The following is a 21,124-nucleotide window of genomic DNA, read 5'->3' as shown; positions in this document are numbered from 1 at the left end:
ATACAGTTTTCCGAATTTTAAAATTTGCTTGGCGACCATAGCATTGTGGACCCACCTGATTCCATGCCGAACTCAGAAGTGAAACACAATAGCGCCGATGGTAGTGTGGGGCTTCCCCATGTGAGAGTAGGACATCGCCAGGCTTTAAATTATGAACGACTTGTCAGCGACGACAAGTAGTCCACTGCGGAGTGGTAGTTCAGTTGGTTAGAATACCGGCCTGTCACGCCGGGGGTCGCGGGTTCGAGTCCCGTCCACTCCGCCACTTATTAGAAAAGCCCTGCTAGAAATAGCAGGGCTTTTTTACATTTGAATCATTGTACATTTCCTTCGGGCGAAAGAGTTCTACTCGTGCGCGAGTCCGATGGAATACCAGCATAGCCAATTATCAGAAAGCCTAGTCTCACGACTAGGCTTTCGTCGTTTCTGGCTATAGATAATTTGGTCTTCGACCAATGAGTTCAGGCTGCCAGAGACCTCAGCAACAACGCCACTTATTAAGAAGCCTTACTAGAAAATAGCGCGGTTTTTTGCGTTTAAATAATGGTATTTTCCTTGGGTAGAAAGACTCCCGTATAGGACTTACCTCGTAGCCCTAGGCTTTTGCCACTTATCAGAAAGCCTAGTCTTACGACTAGGCTTTCATCGTTTCTAAACTAGGATGAAACGGTCACTGAGTGCCGTTCTGGATGGGTCCAGTTCACATCAAATCACTACTTATGAGGAACACTTCCTCGAACTTCCGAAGCTTGTTTGCACTTTAAGAATATACGATTATCTTTGGTCTGATCATTATTGAAGATGCGGAAATCCGACTATTCGGTTACCTATTAGAAAAGCTACTCCTATCAGAATGCTCGCAAGTTTTATATGCCTCCTATCTGCACATGTCGTCGTAAGAGTTTCGTGATACTTAGACTAACTATTAAGATAATTCTGATATCGATTGAGACTACTTAGCGTAAATGGTCGATTGAAGTTGTTTGATTGGAGTTTTGCTCGTTAGGTGTGTTAGATGAAGTTATGTTCATCTCCAGTCGCTTAGTTGTGGGGTGAAAGCAGTTATTGCGTATATAGCTTTTAGGTAATTAAATTGAGTATTCGATCAATTGAACTTGTCTCCGATCTAGTCATTCCCGAGACCGATAAAAGAAGGGATGTGGAGTCTCTGTCGTTTAGCTGATATTTACGTTTGATAGTTTGTACCGGTTTAGAAAATATATCTCGTATTATTGATACAAAAACGCCTAGCGTTTGCTAGGCGTTGATTAATCTTAGGGAAACCATTCGCTATAGAATCTGTTTGAGGACCCTGTCGGCTTTGACGCGAGTGATCTTACGAATCAGCTTCTGAACTTCCGTAGGGTAGCTATCTACTTTATCTAACTGCTTATAAGTACAGATAAGCTGAGTGTGTTGAAGAATGTTGTCTACTTCAGCTTGGAACTTATCAGTTAGGTGATGGTAGTGATCTTGGATAAAGATACCGTTCTCTAGATCGAGTTTCCATGCACGAGGGTTTAGGTTATTGCCAGTTAGGAGCATATAACGCTTATCGACCCAGATACCCTTCAGGTGGAAGCTATTAGAATCGTGTTGCCAAAGTCGAATCGATAGATTGCGGCTAGCAATGTGGGCTTCATTGGCTTTAGCAAAGCGACGTAAGTTCAATTCGTAAAGGTATGGCAAGCCACCAATTGTTTTAAACTCTTCTTCTGGTGAGATAAAGAAATCGTTCGCTGTTTTATCACCGACAACAATACTGACCTTTACACCACGCTTTAGCGCTTTCTTCACTTCTTTAGCTAGGCTAGGTGGGAAGTTGAAGTAAGGTGTGCAGATAAAGATCTCATCTTTAGCTTGAGCGACAAGTTGATTGATGCCTTGATTCAGACGGTTACGTCGTTTGCCAATACCAACTAATGGCGTTACGGCTACTTGCTCTGGTGAAACCCCCTGACTATCGAATTGGTATTGAGATCGAGCTAGTGAAGCTCGGAACTGGCGAATCGCTGGTTTCAGTTCTTTGGTTACTGGCTTGTTTTGATCTGCCAAGTCGTAAACAGCGCTGTCTGAGATCATTTGCTCGTGCACGTAGGTAAACATCGAGTCAGCCAGTGCTGCGTTGCTTAAAACATGGTAGCGATCAAAGCGATAGCGGTCATGGTAGTTCAGGTAGATATTGTTAAGGCTTGCACCGCTGTATATCACGCTGTCATCGACGATAAAGCCTTTTAGGTGCAATACGCCAAAGACTTCTTTACCGCGAACAGGGATGCCATAGACAGGAACAGAGTGCTGATACTTTTCAGCAAACTCTTTATACATTGCCGCGTTGCCTTCAGAGGACTCTGCGCCAATCAATCCACGTTGCGCTCTGTGCCAATCGACACATACACTCACGTCTAGTTCTGGATTCTTTTGCTTTGCTTCATATAAGGCAGTTAGGATCTCACGGCCAGCCTCATCATCTTCAAGGTACAAAGCGACTAAACTAATACGAGTCGTTGCGCGAGATATCTCATCAAGTAAGCGAGTTCGAAACTCTTGCGCTGATAGTAGTACTTCAAACTTGTCAGGATTCTGCGCTATGGTTGGCAACTGTATGAATGGATTCCTACTGGCAATCATATTGACTGTTTTACCTTAAAAATATGCAAAATTGCGAACCTTTAATTTTACCAAAGGGATAGCCCCAAATACTAGATAATCGAGGCATTCTCTAACAATTTTGCTGATAATGCATAGGAATGAGATCTTTTCCGCTATTCGAATAGCGCTCGTATAAAACTCTCAACCCATTGGGTAGCTGTTCTGGCTCGATCTGTACGAAGTTATGTCGCGCGTAAAAGCTGGTGAGATGCGCGTAGGCGAAGCAGTAGTCGTTTTCTGTCAGCGTATGCTGAGCACAATAATCCATAAGCTGAGAGCCTAATTGCTTACCACGATGTTCTTTTGAGATAGCCATTCCGGTAAGCAAGCGAGCACTTTCTATCGTCCGAAAACGCACGACACCACAAAGCTCGTTATCCATGAGTAATGAATAGATAATCTCCCTCTTGTTGGCTTTCCCTGTTGGATAATGTTCCTTGTAGAAACGTTTTACTAGGGGAACTTTAACGGGGTCTAATTGGGTAATGATGACATTGTTCATTCAGTCACTGCGCCACTGGTTTATCTGCTGTAGAATGGCTGCAGTGTAAGTTAATTGAATATCGTCATGCAATTCCATCTCAATGCTAGTTTAAAAAACGTTCATACTTTTTCCATCGACCAGACATGTGATGCGTTGGTTGAAGTCACGACTATCGAAGAACTGATTACGGTTTATCAAGACCCTAAATGGTCAACTTTGCCTAAGTTAATACTGGGTAAGGGCAGTAATATGCTTTTTACTGAGCATTTTGCAGGCTTAATTATTGTGAACCAGTTAGCCGGGATTACTCTAACCGAGACAGAGAGTCATCACCATCTACATGTTAATGGTGGTGAGGATTGGCCTAGTTTGGTTAAGTGGAGTGTTGATAAAGGGCTTGGCGGTTTAGAAAACCTTGCAATGATACCGGGGTGCTCAGGTTCTGCACCTATTCAGAATATTGGTGCGTACGGCGTTGAGCTGCAAGACGTCTGCGAATACGTCGATATTCTTTGTCTGGATACTTATACAGTTAAGCGATTAACCAAAGAAGAATGCCTCTTTGGTTACCGAGATTCCATTTTTAAACACGCTCTTTATGGCAAAGCGATTGTTGTCGCGATCGGTTTAACACTGCCGAAAGAGTGGAAGCCATGTAACCATTACGGTCCGCTTAAAAGCCTGCCAGAAGAAACACTTTCCCCTAGCATGATATTCGATGAAGTATGTGCTATTCGTTCGAGCAAACTGCCAGACCCTTCGAAACAGGGCAATGCTGGAAGCTTTTTCAAAAACCCCGTGATCACCAAAGATCATTTTGATCGCTTGTCAGAGCTGTACCCAAACATCGTTGGTTACGAGAGTAACGATATGATCAAAGTCGCTGCAGGGTGGCTCATTGATCAATGCCAATTTAAAGGTGTTACTGAAGGCGGCGCTCAAGTTCACCCAAACCAAGCGCTGGTTATCATTAATTATGATCAAGCTTCTGCTATCGACATCCTTAAGCTTGCTGACCGAGTTCGCAAATCTGTCCTGAACAAGTTCGATATTCAGTTGGAACACGAAGTCCGCTTTATGGGTAGAGAAAGCGAGACAAACTTAGATAGAGCTTTGGAGGTATTAGTATGAGGGAGCACAGTACCAAGCTAGCACTACTAAAATGCCTTTCCGATGGCGAGTTTCATTCCGGAGAAGACCTCGGCGAGATGATAGGCGTATCAAGAGCGGCTATCAGTAAGCACATTAAAGGGATTCAAGAGTGGGGATTGGATATCTATCGAGTGCAAGGCAAGGGCTACAAGTTAGCTAACCAGTTGGACATGCTTGACCAAGAGAAATTGTCAGTTCCAAGTCCTGACGCTTCACTTGAGCTGATCCCAATCATTGGTTCTACAAACCAGCACTTGTTAGAGCGTACGAACACTCTTGAGTCTGGTTCGGTTTGTATTGCTGAGTATCAAGCTGCTGGCCGCGGGCGTCGTGGAAGAGAGTGGGTATCGCCATTTGGTGCAAACCTGTACCTTTCAATGTACTGGAGGCTAGATGCCGGTATGGCTGCTGCGATGGGCTTAAGCCTTGTGGTTGGCGTAGCCGTTGTAGAGGCTTTGGAAGAGATGGGCGTTGAAGGCATCAAGCTTAAGTGGCCGAATGACCTATACCACAATGACAAGAAGCTCGCGGGTATCTTGGTCGAGCTCTCTGGGCAGTCGGGTGGCGCAGCTCATATTGTTATTGGTTTAGGGCTGAACCTATCGATGGACCCAACAACATCAGGTATTGGTCAACCGTGGACTTCTCTTAAAGAAGTGTGTGACGGGAAGGTGCCAGATCGTAACCAATTAGCACAGGCTCTGATTAATGCTTGGGACAAGTCTCTTGTGGATTATGAATTGAAAGGGATGTCTAACTTCGTAGAACGTTGGAATCGCTTAGATAATTTCTTAGGTCGCAATGTAAGGTTGATTATTGGACCTAGAGAAATTGAAGGTGTTGTTCAAGGCATCGATGAACAAGGTGCCGTGTTACTCAAAACCGAGGATGGCATCGAGAGTTATATTGGTGGCGAAATATCGCTAAGAAAAGGGGATTAAGGCGTTACTATTTTCTAAGTAACACTTCTTCAACCATATGATCTGCGCCTTTTCGCAAAATCAGATGCGCTCTTTCTCTTGTTGGAAGGATATTTTGTTCAAGGTTCAAGCCATTGATTGAACTCCAGATACCTTCCGCTTTGTCCAGTGCAGCTTGATTCGATAGCTTAGTGTAATGACTAAAGTACGAACCGGGCTTGGTAAACGCCCCGTCGCGAAACTTCATAAAACGATTGATGTACCACTCTTTGATCTGCTGGCTGTCAGCATCCACATAGAGTGAGAAATCAAGGAAGTCTGAAATAAACACACGATGCGGTTCGTGTGGGTAGTTCATGCCACTCTGTAAGACATTAAGCCCTTCAATAATAAGCACATCGGGTAGGTCGACACACTTAACATCATCAGTAATGTTGTAAGTTAGGTGCGAGTATACCGGTGCGGTGACATTTCTTTTGCACGCTTTAACATCCGAGACAAAGTTCACTAGACGCTTGATGTCGTATGACTCAGGGAAGCCTTTCTTACTCATCAACCCTTTCTCTTCCAACACTTCATTTGGGTATAAGAAACCGTCTGTTGTGACTAACTCAACTTTTGGGTGGTTCTCCCAACGAGAGAGTAGGGCTTTAAGCAGTCGCGCAGTTGTACTTTTACCAACGGCAACACTACCTGCAATACCGATGATAAAAGGTGGCGCTTTCTCTTTCTTATCTAGGAACTCATGAAGTACCGAGTTTCTGTTTTGTCTGGCTGCCACATAGAGATTCAACAGGCGAGAAAGCGGTAGATAGATCTCCACAGCCTCTTCCATTGTGAGTTTTTCATTGATGCCTTGAAGCTCTTTTAAGTCGCTTTCAGAAAGTGTCATCGGAACTAAATTCCTTAGCTCAGACCAGCGTTCGCGGTCAAATGACATAAATGGGCTCATACAAAACTCTATAGTGGATAACAAAACAAGTGCATGGAAAATACATCAAGCGATAGATAAATAAAATATCTTCCTGTGCTAGATGCGGGTTAAAGATGGAAACCTTGAGCTAAATTGCCGTATGTAGGAGTTTGGTAAGAGAATTTTGCACTTTTTTTCAATTTACTATTGCAAGGTGGAAAATCATTCAATAAAATGCGCCCCACTTGTGCCGACTTAGCTCAGTAGGTAGAGCAACTGACTTGTAATCAGTAGGTCACCAGTTCGATTCCGGTAGTCGGCACCACTTTCTCCCTTCCTTCTAAGGCAAGCGAGAGAAAGCTCAAAATTTGGAGAGGTTCCCGAGTGGCCAAAGGGAGCAGACTGTAAATCTGTTGGCACTGCCTTCGATGGTTCGAATCCGTCCCTCTCCACCATATTCTAAAGGTTAAATAGCTCAAACAGAGTTACGTGTTGCGTGCATCGTATAATGGCTATTACCTCAGCCTTCCAAGCTGATGATGCGGGTTCGATTCCCGCTGCACGCTCCAACTCATTTTGTGTGCTGATATAGCTCAGTCGGTAGAGCGCACCCTTGGTAAGGGTGAGGTCCCCAGTTCGACTCTGGGTATTAGCACCAGTCTAAAGCTTATTCTCCTTTAATAAAGAAAACCATTTTTTTGGTTGCGTGGTCTTATTTTAAGCCACCTAATCCGTACCTAGAGGGACACCCCATGTCTAAAGAAAAATTTGAACGTACGAAACCGCACGTAAACGTTGGTACTATCGGCCACGTTGACCACGGTAAAACAACTCTAACTGCTGCTATCTGTACTACACTTGCAAAAGTGTACGGCGGTGTTGCTAAAGATTTCGCATCTATCGATAACGCTCCAGAAGAGCGCGAGCGCGGTATCACAATCGCAACTTCTCACGTTGAGTACGATACTCCAGCACGTCACTACGCACACGTAGACTGTCCAGGACACGCGGATTATGTTAAAAACATGATCACTGGTGCTGCACAAATGGACGGCGGTATCCTAGTTGTTGCTGCGACTGACGGCCCTATGCCTCAAACTCGTGAGCACATCCTACTTGGTCGTCAAGTTGGTATCCCTTACATCATCGTATTCATGAACAAATGTGACATGGTTGATGACGAAGAACTACTTGAGCTAGTAGAAATGGAAGTTCGTGAACTTCTTTCTGAGTACGACTTCCCAGGTGATGACCTTCCAGTTATCCAAGGTTCTGCACTTGGCGCACTAAACGGCGAGAAGCAGTGGGAAGACAAGATCGTTGAGCTTGCAGAAGCACTAGATTCTTACATCCCTGAGCCAGAGCGTGCAGTAGACCAACCGTTCCTACTACCAATTGAAGACGTATTCTCAATTCAAGGTCGTGGTACTGTTGTAACTGGTCGTATCGAGCGTGGTATCCTACGTGTAGGTGACGAAGTAGAAATCGTTGGTATTAAAGAGACTACTCTTACTACTTGTACTGGTGTTGAAATGTTCCGTAAACTGCTTGACGAAGGTCGTGCAGGTGAGAACGTTGGTGCACTTCTACGTGGTACTAAGCGTGATGACGTTGAACGTGGTCAAGTACTTTCTGCGAAAGGTTCTATCAACCCACACACTAAGTTTGAGTCTGAAGTATACGTACTTTCTAAAGACGAAGGCGGCCGTCACACTCCTTTCTTCAAAGGTTACCGTCCACAGTTCTACTTCCGTACAACTGACGTAACAGGCGACATCACTCTACCAGAAGGCGTAGAAATGGTAATGCCAGGTGACAACGTTCAAATGACTGTTGAGCTAATCGCTCCAATCGCAATGGACGAAGGTCTACGTTTCGCAATCCGCGAAGGTGGCCGTACAGTTGGTGCTGGTGTTGTAGCTAAAATCTTTGCATAAGATTTGACGAACCACTAGTAAAAAGGGCATCATTTGATGCCCTTTTTCTGCGCTGAAAAAAGAGTTGAGCGATTTGACATCAATTTCGGCTCTTAGCAAAGAATTAAACGGTCTTTTTGACTAAAATGACTGTTAGATGTGTTGTTTTGCAACGCAAAGGAATGTGCCCTGCAACAGCGGGGTTATTGTCGTCTATATTTAAGACTTATCACAGGTTGGTTTTATGAAAGCAAACGCTGAAACTCCTGATAGCTCAAGTGCAGCAGATACAATGAAGTGGATTGTCGCTTTTGTTCTGTTGGCTGCTGCTGTTGTGGGTAATTACCTGTATGGTGAATTGTCTGTTGTAATTCGCGCTGCAGGTGTAGTTGTGCTGATTGCTGCCGCACTAGGCGTTGCAGCAACAACAACTAAAGGTAAAGCTGCGATCGATTTTGCAAAAGAATCTCGTATGGAGATTCGTAAAGTTGTTTGGCCTACTCGCCAAGAAACTATGCAAACTACATTGATCGTTTTAGCTGTATGTATTGTTATGTCTCTAGTGCTTTGGGGAATTGACGGCATTATGGTCCGTCTAGTTTCTCTAGCAACTGGGGTGTAGAGGGTTCTGATTCATGAGTGAAGCTCCAAAAAAACGTTGGTATGTAGTTCAAGCCTTTTCTGGCTTTGAAGGTCGTGTTGCACAGTCGCTACGCGAGCATATTAAAATGCACAACATGGAAGAACTATTTGGCGATGTGCTAGTACCTACTGAAGAAGTAGTGGAAATGCGTGCAGGCCAACGTCGTAAAAGTGAACGTAAATTCTTCCCTGGCTACGTATTAGTTCAAATGATCATGAATGATGAATCATGGCACTTAGTACGCAGCATTCCGCGTGTTATGGGCTTCATTGGTGGTACCTCTGATCGTCCTGCACCAATCACTGATAAAGAAGCTGATGCTATCTTGAACCGTCTAGAGAAAGCGAGCGAGTCTCCACGTCCTAAGACAATGTTCGAAGCGGGTGAAGTGGTTCGTGTGAACGATGGTCCATTTGCTGACTTCAACGGTACTGTTGAAGAAGTAGATTACGAGAAAAGCCGCATTAAGGTATCTGTATCGATCTTTGGTCGTGCAACACCGGTTGAGCTTGAATTTGGTCAGGTTGAAAAACTGGACTAATACTCTTACCTTTTGAGCAAGTTGTGGATAAATAGTTCATAAGCTGTTCAAAATTAAAGAGTATAAAAAATCACCTTTTTAGGGTTGTTAAAGGCGCGAATTATGATTATAATTTCGCGCCTTTTTGCTTCTATGGAAGTAAAAAAGAGTTAATTGAAATTATGGGGAGCTCGCCTTACGGCTGGCGCATGTACCCAAATATTAGGAAATATCATGGCTAAGAAAGTTGAAGCTTATATCAAACTGCAAGTTGCAGCTGGTATGGCAAACCCAAGTCCACCGGTTGGTCCTGCTCTAGGTCAACACGGCGTGAACATCATGGAATTCTGTAAAGCGTTCAACGCAAAAACAGAATCTGTTGAGAAAGGTCTACCTACTCCAGTAGTTATTACTGTTTACAACGACCGTTCTTTCACGTTCGTAACTAAGACTCCACCTGCTGCTGTTCTTCTTAAGAAAGCTGCTGGCGTTAAGTCTGGTTCTGGTCGTCCAAACACTGAGAAAGTTGGTACTGTTACTGACGCTCAAGTTCAGGAAATCGCAGAAACTAAAGCTGCTGATATGACTGGTGCTGACATCGAAGCAATGAAGCGTTCTATTGCTGGTACTGCTCGTTCAATGGGCCTAGTGGTAGAGGGATAAGATCATGGCAAAACTTACTAAGCGTATGCGCGTAATCCGCGACAAAGTTGACTCAACTAAAGAATACGAAATCAACGAAGCTGTTGCTCTTCTTAAAGAACTAGCGACTGCTAAATTCGTTGAGTCTGTAGACGTTGCTGTTAACCTAGGCATCGATGCTCGTAAATCTGACCAAAACGTTCGTGGCGCAACTGTGCTACCTCACGGTACTGGCCGTGACATCCGCGTTGCTGTTTTCACTCAAGGTGCAAACGCAGAAGCTGCTAAAGCTGCTGGCGCAGATATCGTTGGTATGGAAGATCTTGCTGAGCAAGTGAAAAAAGGCGAAATGAACTTCGACGTAGTTGTTGCTTCTCCAGATGCAATGCGTGTTGTTGGTCAACTAGGTACAATCCTAGGTCCACGCGGCCTTATGCCAAACCCTAAAGTTGGTACTGTAACTCCTAACGTTGCTGAAGCGGTTAAGAACGCTAAAGCTGGTCAGGTTCGTTACCGTAACGACAAGAACGGCATCATCCACACTACTATCGGTAAAGCATCTTTCGAAGCTAACCAGCTTCAAGAGAACCTAGAAGCACTTCTAGTTGCTCTTAAGAAAGCTAAGCCTTCTTCAGCTAAGGGTACTTACCTGAAGAAAGTAAGCATCTCTACTACGATGGGTGCTGGTGTTGCTGTTGATCAAGCTAGTCTTGATACTCAAGCAAACTAATTTGCTTAGGCGCAGATTTAGTGTATACTTCTGCGCCTAATATTTGTGGTTGGGTGGTTTTAAAGCAATTTGAAATCATCTATCCCAAGACCGTAGGCGCTGTCGATTTTCATTAGATTATTGATAGCTTAATAAAACCTACGTAGGCGATGTTGTGGTTTGAAGTGGATTTATTCATTTTTAAATAACATCGTAAACGCTCAATACATTTTGTATTGGGTGCTGTAATCACAACCAGAGGTTAATCCAAATGGCTTTAAATCTTCAAGACAAAAAAGCAATTGTTGCTGAAGTCAACGAAGCTGCCAGTGGTGCACTTTCTGCAGTTGTAGCTGATTCTCGTGGCGTTGAAGTTGGCGCAATGACTTCTCTACGTAAACAAGCTCGCGAAGCGGGTGTTTACATGAAAGTTGTTCGTAACACACTAGCACGCCGTGCGGTTCAGGGTACAGACTACGAGTGTCTAGTAGACACTTTCACTGGTCCAACTCTGATCGCGTTCTCTAACGAGCACCCAGGTGCTGCAGCGCGTCTTTTCAAAGACTTCGCTAAAGAGAACAAAGATTTCGAGATCAAAGCTGCTGCATTTGAAGGCGCAGTTACTGATGCTGAAGTACTAGCGACACTACCAACTTACGACGAAGCTATCGCACGCCTAATGATGTGCATGAAAGAAGCTTCTGCTGGCAAGCTGGTTCGTACTATCGCTGCACTACGTGACCAAAAAGAAGAAGCAGCGGCTTAAGCCTTGCTTTTCACTGGTTGCAAATTAAACTTATTGTTGACTTAAAAGAGAATTGTTATGTCTATTACTAACGAGCAAATCCTAGACGCAGTTGCAGAAATGTCTGTAATGCAAGTTGTTGAGCTTATCGAAGCTATGGAAGAGAAATTCGGCGTTTCAGCTGCAGCTGCAGTTGTAGCTGGCGGCGCAGCTGGCGGCGACGCTGCTGCTGAGCAAACTGAATTCGACGTAATCCTAACTGCTGCTGGCGCTAACAAAGTACAAGTTATCAAAGCTGTACGTGGCGCAACTGGCCTAGGTCTTAAAGAAGCTAAAGGTCTTGTAGACTCAGCTCCTGCAGCGCTTAAAGAAGGCGTTGACAAAGCTGAAGCTGAAGCTCTTAAAGCACAGCTAGAAGAAGCTGGCGCTTCTGTTGAAATCAAGTAATTATTACTTAATTTCATAGCCGCAAGGCTAATGGCTGGTGGTTTATTAACCACCGGCCTTTTTGCGCTGTAGGGCTATGACGAAATTTCCGCTGTTTAACCGTCATAATCCGAGCAAAAAAACAGTCATTTTTTCGAAATGATTGTTCACTACCACTAAACAGCTGTTTGTCACCACCCCCTCTGAAGAGTGTTTTGGGTGGTTTGGGTCACTTATCAGCGAGCTGAGGAACCCCATGGTTTACTCTTATACCGAGAAAAAGCGCATCCGTAAGGATTTTGGTACTCGTCCACAAGTTTTGGACATTCCATACCTGTTATCGATCCAGCTTGATTCTTTCGACAAATTCATCGAACAGGATCCAGAAGGTCAATACGGTCTTGAAGCTGCTTTCCGTTCTGTATTTCCAATTCAGAGCTACAACGGCAATTCTGAGCTGCAATACGTTAGCTACCGTCTTGGTGAGCCAGTTTTTGACGTTAAAGAATGTCAAATCCGCGGTGTTACTTACTCAAAGCCACTACGCGTAAAACTACGTCTAGTTATCTTTGATCGAGATGCACCAGCAGGTACTGTAAAAGACATTAAAGAACAAGAAGTCTACATGGGCGAAATTCCGCTTATGACAGACAATGGTACTTTCGTAATTAATGGTACCGAGAGGGTTATCGTATCCCAGCTGCACCGAAGCCCAGGCGTGTTCTTCGACAGTGATAAGGGTAAGACCCACTCATCAGGTAAAGTTCTTTATAACGCACGTGTAATTCCTTACCGTGGCTCATGGTTAGACTTTGAGTTCGATCCTAAGGATAATTTATTCGTACGTATCGACCGTCGTCGTAAGCTACCAGCATCGATTATTCTTCGTGCACTTGGTAAGTCGACTGAAGAGATCCTTGATCTGTTCTTCGACAAAGTGAACTTCGAAGTTAAAGACCAAACTCTTCTTATGGAGTTGGTTCCTGATCGTCTACGTGGTGAAACTGCGTCATTCGACATCGAAGCAAACGGCAAAACTTACGTTGAGACTGGTCGTCGTGTTACTGCTCGCCATATCCGTCAACTTGAAAAAGATGGCGTTGAGCACATCGAAGTACCAGTAGAGTACATCGTTGGTAAAGTTGCATCTAAAGATTACATCAACGAAGCAACTGGCGAGATCATCGTTGGCGCGAACCAAGAGATTAGCCTAGAAGCACTTGCTAACCTGTCTCAAGCAGGCCACAAGGCTCTACAAACTCTGTTCACGAATGACCTAGATCACGGTCCATTCATGTCAGACACTCTACGTGCAGATAGCACAGTAGATCGCATCTCTGCATTGGTAGAAATCTACCGCATGATGCGTCCTGGCGAGCCACCAACGAAAGAAGCTGCAGAATCTCTATTCGAAAGCCTATTCTTCTCTGAAGAACGTTACGACCTATCAACTGTAGGCCGTATGAAGTTCAACAGCTCTATCGAGCGTGAAGAAGAAGAAGAGCGCGGTACTCTGGATGAATCAGATATCATCGAAGTGATGAAGAAACTGATTGGTATCCGTAACGGTATTGGTGAAGTGGACGATATCGACCACCTTGGCAACCGTCGTATCCGTTCTGTAGGTGAAATGGCAGAAAACCAATTCCGTGTTGGTCTAGTTCGTGTAGAACGTGCCGTTAAAGAGCGCCTAAGCCTTGGTGACCTTGATGCAATCATGCCTCAAGATCTTATCAACGCTAAGCCGATCTCTGCTGCAGTTAAAGAATTCTTTGGCTCTTCACAGCTTTCACAGTTCATGGACCAAAACAACCCATTGTCAGAAGTTACGCACAAGCGTCGTATCTCTGCTTTAGGTCCTGGTGGTCTTACTCGTGAGCGCGCAGGCTTCGAAGTACGTGACGTTCACGTAACTCACTACGGTCGTCTATGTCCGATCGAAACGCCTGAAGGTCCAAACATCGGCCTAATTAACTCGCTATCTGCGTTTGCACGTTGTAACGATTACGGTTTCCTAGAAACTCCGTACCGTCGCGTAGTAGATGGTGTAGTAACAGAAGAAGTTGATTACCTGTCTGCAATCCAGGAAGGTCAATTCGTAATCGCGCAGGCAAACACTGTTCTTACAGAAGAAGGTACGTTTGCAGATGAGCTAATCACAGCTCGTCAAAAAGGTGAATCTGGTCTTCACCCTCGTGATCACGTTGACTACATGGACGTTGCGACAAACCAAGTAGTATCTATCGCTGCTTCGCTTATCCCGTTCCTAGAACACGATGATGCGAACCGTGCATTGATGGGTGCGAACATGCAACGTCAAGCTGTACCAACACTTAAGGCTGATAAGCCTCTAGTAGGTACTGGTATTGAACGTAACATCGCAGTTGACTCTGGTGTTACAGCGGTTGCTAAACGTGGTGGTCAAGTTCAGTCTGTAGACGCTTCTCGTATCGTAGTTAAGGTTAACGAAGATGAGTTGGTACCTGGCGAAGCTGGTATCGATATCTACAACCTAACTAAGTACACGCGTTCGAACCAAAACACATGTATCAACCAACGTCCAACTGTACTTCCTGGCGAACCAGTTGCACGCGGCGACGTTCTTGCTGACGGTCCTTCAACAGACCTTGGTGAACTAGCTCTTGGTCAAAACATGCGTATCGCGTTCATGCCTTGGAACGGTTACAACTTCGAAGACTCGATCTTAGTATCTGAGCGCGTAGTTCAAGAAGACCGTTTCACGACTATCCACATTCAAGAACTATCTTGTGTGGCTCGTGATACTAAGCTGGGCTCTGAAGAGATCACAGCTGATATTCCAAACGTAGGTGAGTCTGCTCTGTCTAAACTAGACGAGTCAGGTATCGTTTACATTGGTGCTGAAGTTAAGGGTGGCGACATCCTAGTTGGTAAAGTAACACCTAAAGGTGAAACTCAACTGACTCCTGAAGAGAAGCTACTACGTGCTATCTTCGGTGAGAAAGCATCTGATGTTAAAGATACTTCTCTACGTGTACCAAACTCTGTTTCGGGTACTATCATCGATGTACAAGTCTTCACTCGCGATGGCGTAGAGAAAGACAAGCGTGCACTTGAAATCGAACAGATGCAGCTTAAAGAAGCTAAGAAAGACCTAACTGAAGAGTTCCAAATTCTTGAGGGTGGCCTTCTTAACCGTGTTAAAGCTGTACTTCTGTCTGGTGGTTACTCTGAAGCTAAGCTTGATACTATCGGTCGTAAGCAATGGCTAGAGCAAGTTCTAGAAGACGATGCGCTACAAACACAGCTTGAGCAACTTGCTGAGCAGTGGGATGAGCTAAAAGCAGACTTCGATAAGAAGTTTGAAACTAAGCGTCGTAAAATCACTCAAGGTGATGATCTAGCGCCTGGCGTTCTTAAGATTGTTAAAGTTTACCTAGCGGTTAAACGTCGTATCCAGCCTGGTGATAAGATGGCCGGTCGTCACGGTAACAAAGGTGTAATCTCTAAGATTAACCCTGTTGAAGACATGCCATACGATGAGAAAGGTCAACCTGTAGACATCGTACTTAACCCGCTGGGTGTACCATCGCGTATGAACATCGGTCAGATCCTAGAAGTTCACTTAGGTTTGGCTGCTAAAGGTATCGGTGACAAGATCAACCAAATGGTTAAGGAACAACAAGAACTGCATAAGTTCCGTGAGTTCCTACAGAAGGTTTATGATCTTGGTGATACTCGTCAGAAAGTTGATATTGCTGAACTGTCTGATGATCAAGTTCGTACACTGATCAAGAACCTACGTGGCGGTCTACCGATTGCTACTCCTGTGTTCGACGGTGCTTCTGAGACATTAATCAAAGAACTACTTAAACTGGGTGATCTGCCAGAATCTGGTCAGCTTAAACTGTTTGATGGTCGTACTGGTGATTCGTTTGAGCGTCCTGTAACTGTAGGTTACATGTACATGCTGAAACTGAACCACTTGGTTGATGACAAGATGCACGCTCGTTCTACTGGTTCTTACAGCCTAGTAACTCAGCAACCACTTGGTGGTAAAGCTCAGTTCGGTGGTCAGCGTTTCGGTGAGATGGAAGTATGGGCACTAGAAGCATACGGTGCTGCATATACTCTACAAGAAATGCTAACAGTTAAGTCGGATGACGTTAACGGCCGTACTAAGATGTATAAGAACATCGTAGACGGTAACCATAGCATGGAACCTGGTATGCCTGAGTCGTTCAACGTACTGTTGAAAGAGATTCGCTCGCTAGGTATCAACATCGAGCTAGAAGACGAAGAGTAATCCCTCCTCTTTTTAAAAGAAGATAGGATTATTTGGTAAAAGGGAGCCCGCTGCAGTAGCGAGCTCCTTTAACTCCTTACAGGAGCTGAATGTGAAAGACTTATTAAACTTTCTAAAAGCACAGCATAAGACCGAAGAATTTGATGCAATCAAAATCGGTCTATCTTCACCAGACATGATCCGTTCATGGTCTTTTGGTGAAGTTAAGAAACCGGAAACAATTAACTATCGTACGTTCAAACCTGAACGTGATGGTCTGTTCTGTGCGCGTATTTTTGGTCCAGTTAAAGACTACGAATGTCTTTGTGGTAAATACAAGCGCCTGAAGCACCGTGGTGTTATCTGTGAGAAGTGTGGCGTTGAAGTTACACAGACTAAAGTTCGTCGTGACCGTATGGGCCACATCGAGCTAGCTTCTCCAGTTGCTCACATCTGGTTCCTAAAATCACTGCCGTCTCGTATCGGTCTACTAATGGATATCCCTCTACGTGATATCGAACGTGTTCTTTACTTCGAAATGTACGTAGTAACTGAACCAGGTATGACTGATCTAGAAAAATCTCAGATGCTTACTGAAGAAGAGTATCTGGATCGTCTAGAAGAGTGGGGTGACGAATTCACTGCTAAGATGGGTGCTGAAGCGATCAAAGATCTGCTTGCAACAATGGACCTTCATCAAGAAGTGGAAGAAATGCGCGAAGAGTTGGAAACAACTAACTCTGAAACTAAGCGTAAAAAAGTTACTAAGCGTTTGAAGCTAGTTGAAGCGTTCATCCAATCGGGCAACGACCCACAATGGATGATCCTGACTGTACTTCCAGTGCTACCGCCAGATCTACGTCCTCTAGTTCCACTAGATGGCGGTCGTTTTGCGACTTCTGATCTGAACGACCTTTACCGTCGTGTTATTAACCGTAACAACCGTTTGAAGCGTCTTCTAGAGCTAGCTGCTCCGGACATCATCGTACGTAACGAAAAGCGTATGCTGCAAGAGTCTGTTGATGCACTTCTAGATAACGGTCGTCGCGGTCGTGCGATTACAGGTTCGAACAAGCGTCCTCTGAAATCTCTTGCTGATATGATCAAGGGTAAACAAGGTCGTTTCCGTCAAAACCTTCTAGGTAAACGTGTAGACTACTCTGGCCGTTCTGTAATCACAGTAGGTCCATACCTTCGTCTACATCAGTGTGGTCTTCCTAAGAAGATGGCACTTGAGCTATTTAAGCCGTTCATCTACAGCAAGCTAGAAACTCGTGGCATGGCTACGACAATCAAAGCTGCTAAGAAGATGGTAGAGCGCGAAGAAGCTATCGTTTGGGATATCCTAGACGAAGTTATCCGTGAACACCCAGTACTGCTTAACCGTGCACCTACACTTCACCGTCTAGGTATCCAAGCGTTTGAACCAGTACTAATCGAAGGTAAAGCGATTCAGCTTCACCCACTAGTGTGTGCGGCATACAACGCCGACTTCGATGGTGACCAAATGGCGGTACACGTGCCTCTAACTCTAGAAGCACAGCTTGAAGCACGTACACTGATGATGTCGACGAACAACATTCTGTCGCCAGCGTCAGGTGATCCGATCATCGTACCTTCTCAGGACGTTGTATTGGGTCTTTACTACATGACTCGTGAAAAGATCAACGTGAAAGGCGAAGGTATGTACCTTGCTGGCCCTGAAGAGGCTGAGAAGGCATACCGTACTAAGACTGCTGAGCTACACGCTCGCGTTAAAGTTCGTATCACTGAGACCGTAGTAGACGAAGATGGTAACAGCACTACTGAAACGAAGATGGTTGATACAACTGTCGGCCGTGCAATGCTATGGCAAATCGTTCCAGCTGGCCTACCGTACAGCATCGTTAACCAGAAGTTAGGTAAGAAGCAAATTTCTACCCTTCTTAACGAAGCGTACCGTAAGCTTGGTCTTAAGGACACAGTAGTATTCGCTGACCAAATCATGTACGCAGGTTTTGCATACGCGGCACTTTCTGGTGTTTCTGTAGGTATCGACGATATGGTTGTACCTCAAGCGAAATACGATGAAATTGAATCTGCTGAAGAAGAAGTTCGTGAAATCCAAGAGCAATTCCAATCTGGTCTTGTTACTGCGGGTGAGCGTTACAACAAAGTTATCGATATCTGGGCATCTACGAATGACCGCGTTGCGAAAGCAATGATGGATAACCTATCTTCTGAAACAGTTATCAACCGTGACGGTGAAGAAGAACAGCAAGAATCGTTCAACAGCATCTACATGATGGCCGACTCGGGCGCACGTGGTTCTGCAGCTCAGATTCGTCAGCTAGCGGGTATGCGTGGTCTGATGGCGCGTCCAGATGGTTCAATCATCGAAACGCCGATCACAGCGAACTTTAAAGAAGGTCTAAACGTCCTTCAGTACTTTATCTCAACGCACGGTGCTCGTAAGGGTCTTGCGGATACAGCACTGAAAACAGCAAACTCGGGTTACCTAACTCGTCGTCTAGTAGACGTTGCTCAAGACGTTGTAGTTCACGAACATGACTGTGGCACGCACGAAGGTATCGACATGATGCCTCACATCGAAGGTGGTGACGTTAAAGTTGCACTTTCTGAGCTTGCTCTAGGTCGTGTAGTAGCTGAAGACGTTCTTAAGCCTGGTACTGAAGATGTACTGATTCCACGTAATACTCTGATTGATGAGAAGTGGTGTCAAATCATGGAAGACAACTCAGTAGATAGCATGAAAGTGCGCTCTGTTGTTACCTGTGATGCAGACTTCGGTTGTTGTGCACAGTGTTACGGTCGTGACCTAGCACGTGGTCACCTAGTGAACCAAGGTGAAGCAGTTGGTGTTATCGCTGCACAATCTATCGGTGAACCGGGTACACAGCTAACGATGCGTACGTTCCACATCGGTGGTGCGGCATCTACTGCAGCAGCAGAGAACAGCATCCAAGCTAAGACAACTGGTACTGTGAAACTTCACAACGCTAAGTTCGTAATCAACAAAGACAAGAAGCTAGTTATCACTTCTCGTGCATCTGAGATGACGATTATTGATGAGTTCGGTCGTACTAAAGAGAAGCACAAACTTCCTTACGGTTCTGTACTGAGCAAAGCGGACAACGACGCAGTGGAAGCTGGTGAAGTTGTAGCTAACTGGGAAGCGCACACTATGCCAATCATCACTGAAGTGGCAGGTCGCATCCAGTTCGTTGATATGATCGATGGCGTAACTGTTTCTCGTCAAACGGATGATCTAACTGGTCTTTCTTCTTCTGAAGTTACAGATGCAGCAGCTCGTCCAGCAGCAGGTAAAGATATGCGTCCAGCTATCAAACTTGTTGACGAGCAAGGTAACGATGTAATGATCCCTGGTACTGAAATGCCAGCTCATTACTTCCTACCTGGTAAAGCGATTGTAAACATTGAAGATGGCGCTGAAGTTGGCATTGGTGACACACTATCTCGTATCCCTCAAAAATCGAGCGGAAACAAAGATATCACCGGTGGTCTACCACGCGTAGCTGACCTATTCGAAGCTCGTAAGCCTAAAGAGCCTGCGATCCTTGCTGAGCACACAGGTACTGTGTCTTTCGGTAAAGAAACGAAAGGTAAGCGTCGTCTAGTAATCACTCGTGAAGGCGGTGACGCTTACGAAGAGATGATTCCTAAGCATCGTCAATTGAACGTGTTCGAAGGTGAGAAGATTGAACGTGGTGATGTAATCGCCGACGGTCCTGAAACTCCACACGATATCCTGCGTCTACGTGGTATCCACGCAGTAACTCAGTACATCGCGAACGAAGTTCAAGAAGTTTACCGCTTACAAGGCGTTAAGATTAACGATAAGCACATTGAGACTATCGTTCGTCAAATGCTACGTAAGTGTACAATCACTCATTCTGGTGACTCTCAGTTCCTACCTGGCGAACAAGTTGAGTACCACAATGTTAAGATTGCTAACCGTAAGCTAGAAGCTGAAGGTAAAGAACTAGTACGTTTCGAACGTGATCTACTAGGTATTACTAAAGCATCTCTTGCAACTGAGTCATTCATCTCAGCTGCATCGTTCCAAGAAACGACTCGCGTACTAACAGAAGCTGCGGTTTCTGGTAAGCGTGATGACCTTCGCGGTCTGAAAGAGAACGTAATTGTTGGTCGTCTGATTCCAGCTGGTACTGGTTTCGCATACCACCAAGAGCGTCAAGCTAAGCGTGAAGAAGAGCAAGAAGGTCCTTCAGCTGAACAAGCTACTGACAATCTAGCAGCACTTCTAAATGCTGGTTTCTCTTCAGAAGAGTAAGCTCTACGAGTAGTCTCTAAGAGATAACAAAAAGGCACCTACGGGTGCCTTTTTTGTATCTGGCGTTTGGGTTATTAGTATGTGAGTTTAGGCGTGTTTTTACTGACGCTAGCCGGTGAATCACGAGCATTGATGGAAAGAGGATAATAGTGGATGAGTCGAGGGGACGGATTAGCAGTTTGCTGGTGGTGCTTAGGCTTTAATAGAGTTGAGAGGTTGAGTTATAGGCAAAACAAAAAGCTTGCACAGAGGCAAGCTTATTAAGGATTCAGCTAACTAAGCGCCTGGTGGAATCGCTAAACTGTCTGCAATAAGCTGGATAAGATTATCTTCTACTTCAAAACGTACTTCGAGTAGTTCACCTACTTTTGACATATCTCCTTCGAAGTTAGGCAACTCATCGTCTGCATTTACTTTAACGTACTTATCATTGAACTCTAGAAGCGGCTCGGTTGTAAGTACGATCTTCGCGTAAGTTGTATCAATCTCGTCATTGGTTTTAAAGCCTGTTGCTTGCCATTTTTTCATGACCATATCGTAGATCTTAAAATGACCCTCTGAGATATAATCGACAACATGATCGCAGAATGAGCTTATTTCTTTAGGAGAAGGGAGTTCAACAACGTTTGATTGCCCGTTGCTAGCTGGCTGCAAGGCACCTAGCTTACAATACTCAACGATTAGAGACTGTCGAGTTTCGAGCCAATGATCGATGACCTCATTAGAGCCACCCCATTGTTCTTGTATTTGTTTGAATTTATTTAGCATGACCATGTCCTCATGATCTGATCACAACCTTGTGATCAAGTAATTGCCTAAGCAG

The 21,124-nt window shown here is 44.8% G+C and carries 15 protein-coding genes, 5 tRNA genes and 1 rRNA gene; 17 read left to right on the top strand and 4 right to left on the bottom strand.

Features of this window, described 5'->3' with window-relative positions:
* Window positions 1-27 precede the first annotated feature (27 nt).
* Together rrf and OCV12_RS15315 are read left to right on the top strand one after the other, a co-directional pair.
* Window positions 28-143, top strand: a 5S ribosomal RNA gene (gene rrf / locus OCV12_RS15320).
* Between the two features lie 45 nt (window positions 144-188).
* A tRNA-Asp gene (locus tag OCV12_RS15315) sits at window positions 189-265 on the top strand.
* Between the two features lie 1,025 nt (window positions 266-1,290).
* Here OCV12_RS15315 and pssA read toward each other — a convergent pair.
* A complete protein-coding gene (pssA, locus tag OCV12_RS15310; RefSeq protein ID WP_261884988.1) occupies window positions 1,291-2,631 on the bottom strand; it encodes a CDP-diacylglycerol--serine O-phosphatidyltransferase in 1,341 nt (446 codons plus the stop codon).
* A gap of 91 nt (window positions 2,632-2,722) precedes the next feature.
* Complete coding sequence (locus OCV12_RS15305) at window positions 2,723-3,154, bottom strand: GNAT family N-acetyltransferase (protein ID WP_261884987.1); 432 nt, start codon at window positions 3,152-3,154, stop codon at window positions 2,723-2,725.
* A 66-nt stretch (window positions 3,155-3,220) separates the two neighbouring features.
* Between OCV12_RS15305 and murB the strand changes: the two genes are divergently transcribed.
* Both murB and birA read left to right on the top strand, forming a co-directional pair.
* Window positions 3,221-4,267 (top strand): UDP-N-acetylmuramate dehydrogenase, encoded by a 1,047-nt coding sequence (gene murB, locus OCV12_RS15300; protein ID WP_261884986.1) that lies wholly within the window; start codon window positions 3,221-3,223, stop codon window positions 4,265-4,267.
* Complete coding sequence (birA, locus tag OCV12_RS15295; protein WP_261884985.1) at window positions 4,264-5,229, top strand: bifunctional biotin--[acetyl-CoA-carboxylase] ligase/biotin operon repressor BirA; 966 nt, start codon at window positions 4,264-4,266, stop codon at window positions 5,227-5,229. Before murB ends, birA begins: the two co-directional genes overlap by 4 nt.
* A 7-nt stretch (window positions 5,230-5,236) precedes the next feature.
* Here the strand turns inward: birA and coaA are convergent, their stop codons facing one another.
* Entirely contained in the window at window positions 5,237-6,160 is a 924-nt protein-coding gene (coaA, locus tag OCV12_RS15290) for a type I pantothenate kinase (RefSeq protein WP_048657856.1), read from the bottom strand.
* A 210-nt stretch (window positions 6,161-6,370) separates the two neighbouring features.
* Here coaA and OCV12_RS15285 point away from each other — a divergent pair.
* The 13 genes from OCV12_RS15285 to rpoC all read left to right on the top strand — a co-directional run bounded on the left by OCV12_RS15285 (window position 6,371) and on the right by rpoC (window position 20,301).
* Window positions 6,371-6,446: transfer RNA gene (locus OCV12_RS15285), tRNA-Thr, on the top strand.
* Between the two features lie 45 nt (window positions 6,447-6,491).
* Window positions 6,492-6,576 (top strand) — tRNA-Tyr (locus OCV12_RS15280).
* Window positions 6,577-6,615: 39 nt separating this feature from the next.
* A tRNA-Gly gene (locus OCV12_RS15275) sits at window positions 6,616-6,690 on the top strand.
* Between the two features lie 13 nt (window positions 6,691-6,703).
* Window positions 6,704-6,779: transfer RNA gene (locus tag OCV12_RS15270), tRNA-Thr, on the top strand.
* Between the two features lie 94 nt (window positions 6,780-6,873).
* The gene (gene tuf / locus OCV12_RS15265) at window positions 6,874-8,058 is read left to right on the top strand and encodes an elongation factor Tu (RefSeq protein ID WP_010435158.1); all 1,185 of its coding nucleotides are present in this window, start codon (window positions 6,874-6,876) and stop codon (window positions 8,056-8,058) included.
* Window positions 8,059-8,281: 223 nt separating this feature from the next.
* Window positions 8,282-8,659 carry a preprotein translocase subunit SecE gene (gene secE, locus OCV12_RS15260; RefSeq protein ID WP_017631512.1) on the top strand — a complete coding sequence of 126 codons (378 nt, stop codon included), beginning with the start codon at window positions 8,282-8,284 and terminating at the stop codon, window positions 8,657-8,659.
* 13 nt (window positions 8,660-8,672) lie between these two features.
* On the top strand, window positions 8,673-9,221 hold the full coding sequence (nusG, locus tag OCV12_RS15255; RefSeq protein WP_010435556.1) for a transcription termination/antitermination protein NusG: 549 nt from the start codon (window positions 8,673-8,675) through the stop codon (window positions 9,219-9,221).
* A gap of 213 nt (window positions 9,222-9,434) precedes the next feature.
* The gene (gene rplK, locus OCV12_RS15250; RefSeq protein WP_010435555.1) at window positions 9,435-9,863 is read left to right on the top strand and encodes a 50S ribosomal protein L11; all 429 of its coding nucleotides are present in this window, start codon (window positions 9,435-9,437) and stop codon (window positions 9,861-9,863) included.
* A gap of 4 nt (window positions 9,864-9,867) precedes the next feature.
* Window positions 9,868-10,572 carry a 50S ribosomal protein L1 gene (gene rplA / locus OCV12_RS15245; RefSeq protein WP_017631514.1) on the top strand — a complete coding sequence of 235 codons (705 nt, stop codon included), beginning with the start codon at window positions 9,868-9,870 and terminating at the stop codon, window positions 10,570-10,572.
* A 250-nt stretch (window positions 10,573-10,822) separates the two neighbouring features.
* A complete protein-coding gene (rplJ, locus tag OCV12_RS15240; protein ID WP_017060524.1) occupies window positions 10,823-11,317 on the top strand; it encodes a 50S ribosomal protein L10 in 495 nt (164 codons plus the stop codon).
* Window positions 11,318-11,374: 57 nt separating this feature from the next.
* Window positions 11,375-11,743 carry a 50S ribosomal protein L7/L12 gene (gene rplL, locus OCV12_RS15235; protein ID WP_017060525.1) on the top strand — a complete coding sequence of 123 codons (369 nt, stop codon included), beginning with the start codon at window positions 11,375-11,377 and terminating at the stop codon, window positions 11,741-11,743.
* A 235-nt stretch (window positions 11,744-11,978) separates the two neighbouring features.
* The gene (gene rpoB, locus OCV12_RS15230) at window positions 11,979-16,007 is read left to right on the top strand and encodes a DNA-directed RNA polymerase subunit beta (protein ID WP_017631517.1); all 4,029 of its coding nucleotides are present in this window, start codon (window positions 11,979-11,981) and stop codon (window positions 16,005-16,007) included.
* A 91-nt stretch (window positions 16,008-16,098) separates the two neighbouring features.
* Window positions 16,099-20,301 carry a DNA-directed RNA polymerase subunit beta' gene (gene rpoC / locus OCV12_RS15225; RefSeq protein WP_017631518.1) on the top strand — a complete coding sequence of 1,401 codons (4,203 nt, stop codon included), beginning with the start codon at window positions 16,099-16,101 and terminating at the stop codon, window positions 20,299-20,301.
* A 276-nt stretch (window positions 20,302-20,577) separates the two neighbouring features.
* Here the strand turns inward: rpoC and OCV12_RS15220 are convergent, their stop codons facing one another.
* Complete coding sequence (locus OCV12_RS15220) at window positions 20,578-21,075, bottom strand: Rsd/AlgQ family anti-sigma factor (RefSeq protein WP_017096512.1); 498 nt, start codon at window positions 21,073-21,075, stop codon at window positions 20,578-20,580.
* Window positions 21,076-21,124: the final 49 nt, after the last annotated feature.

It is taken from the genome of Vibrio pomeroyi, from assembly GCF_024347595.1.
Lineage (GTDB): Bacteria > Pseudomonadota > Gammaproteobacteria > Enterobacterales > Vibrionaceae > Vibrio > Vibrio pomeroyi.
This window is presented reverse-complemented; position numbering and strand designations above follow the sequence as displayed.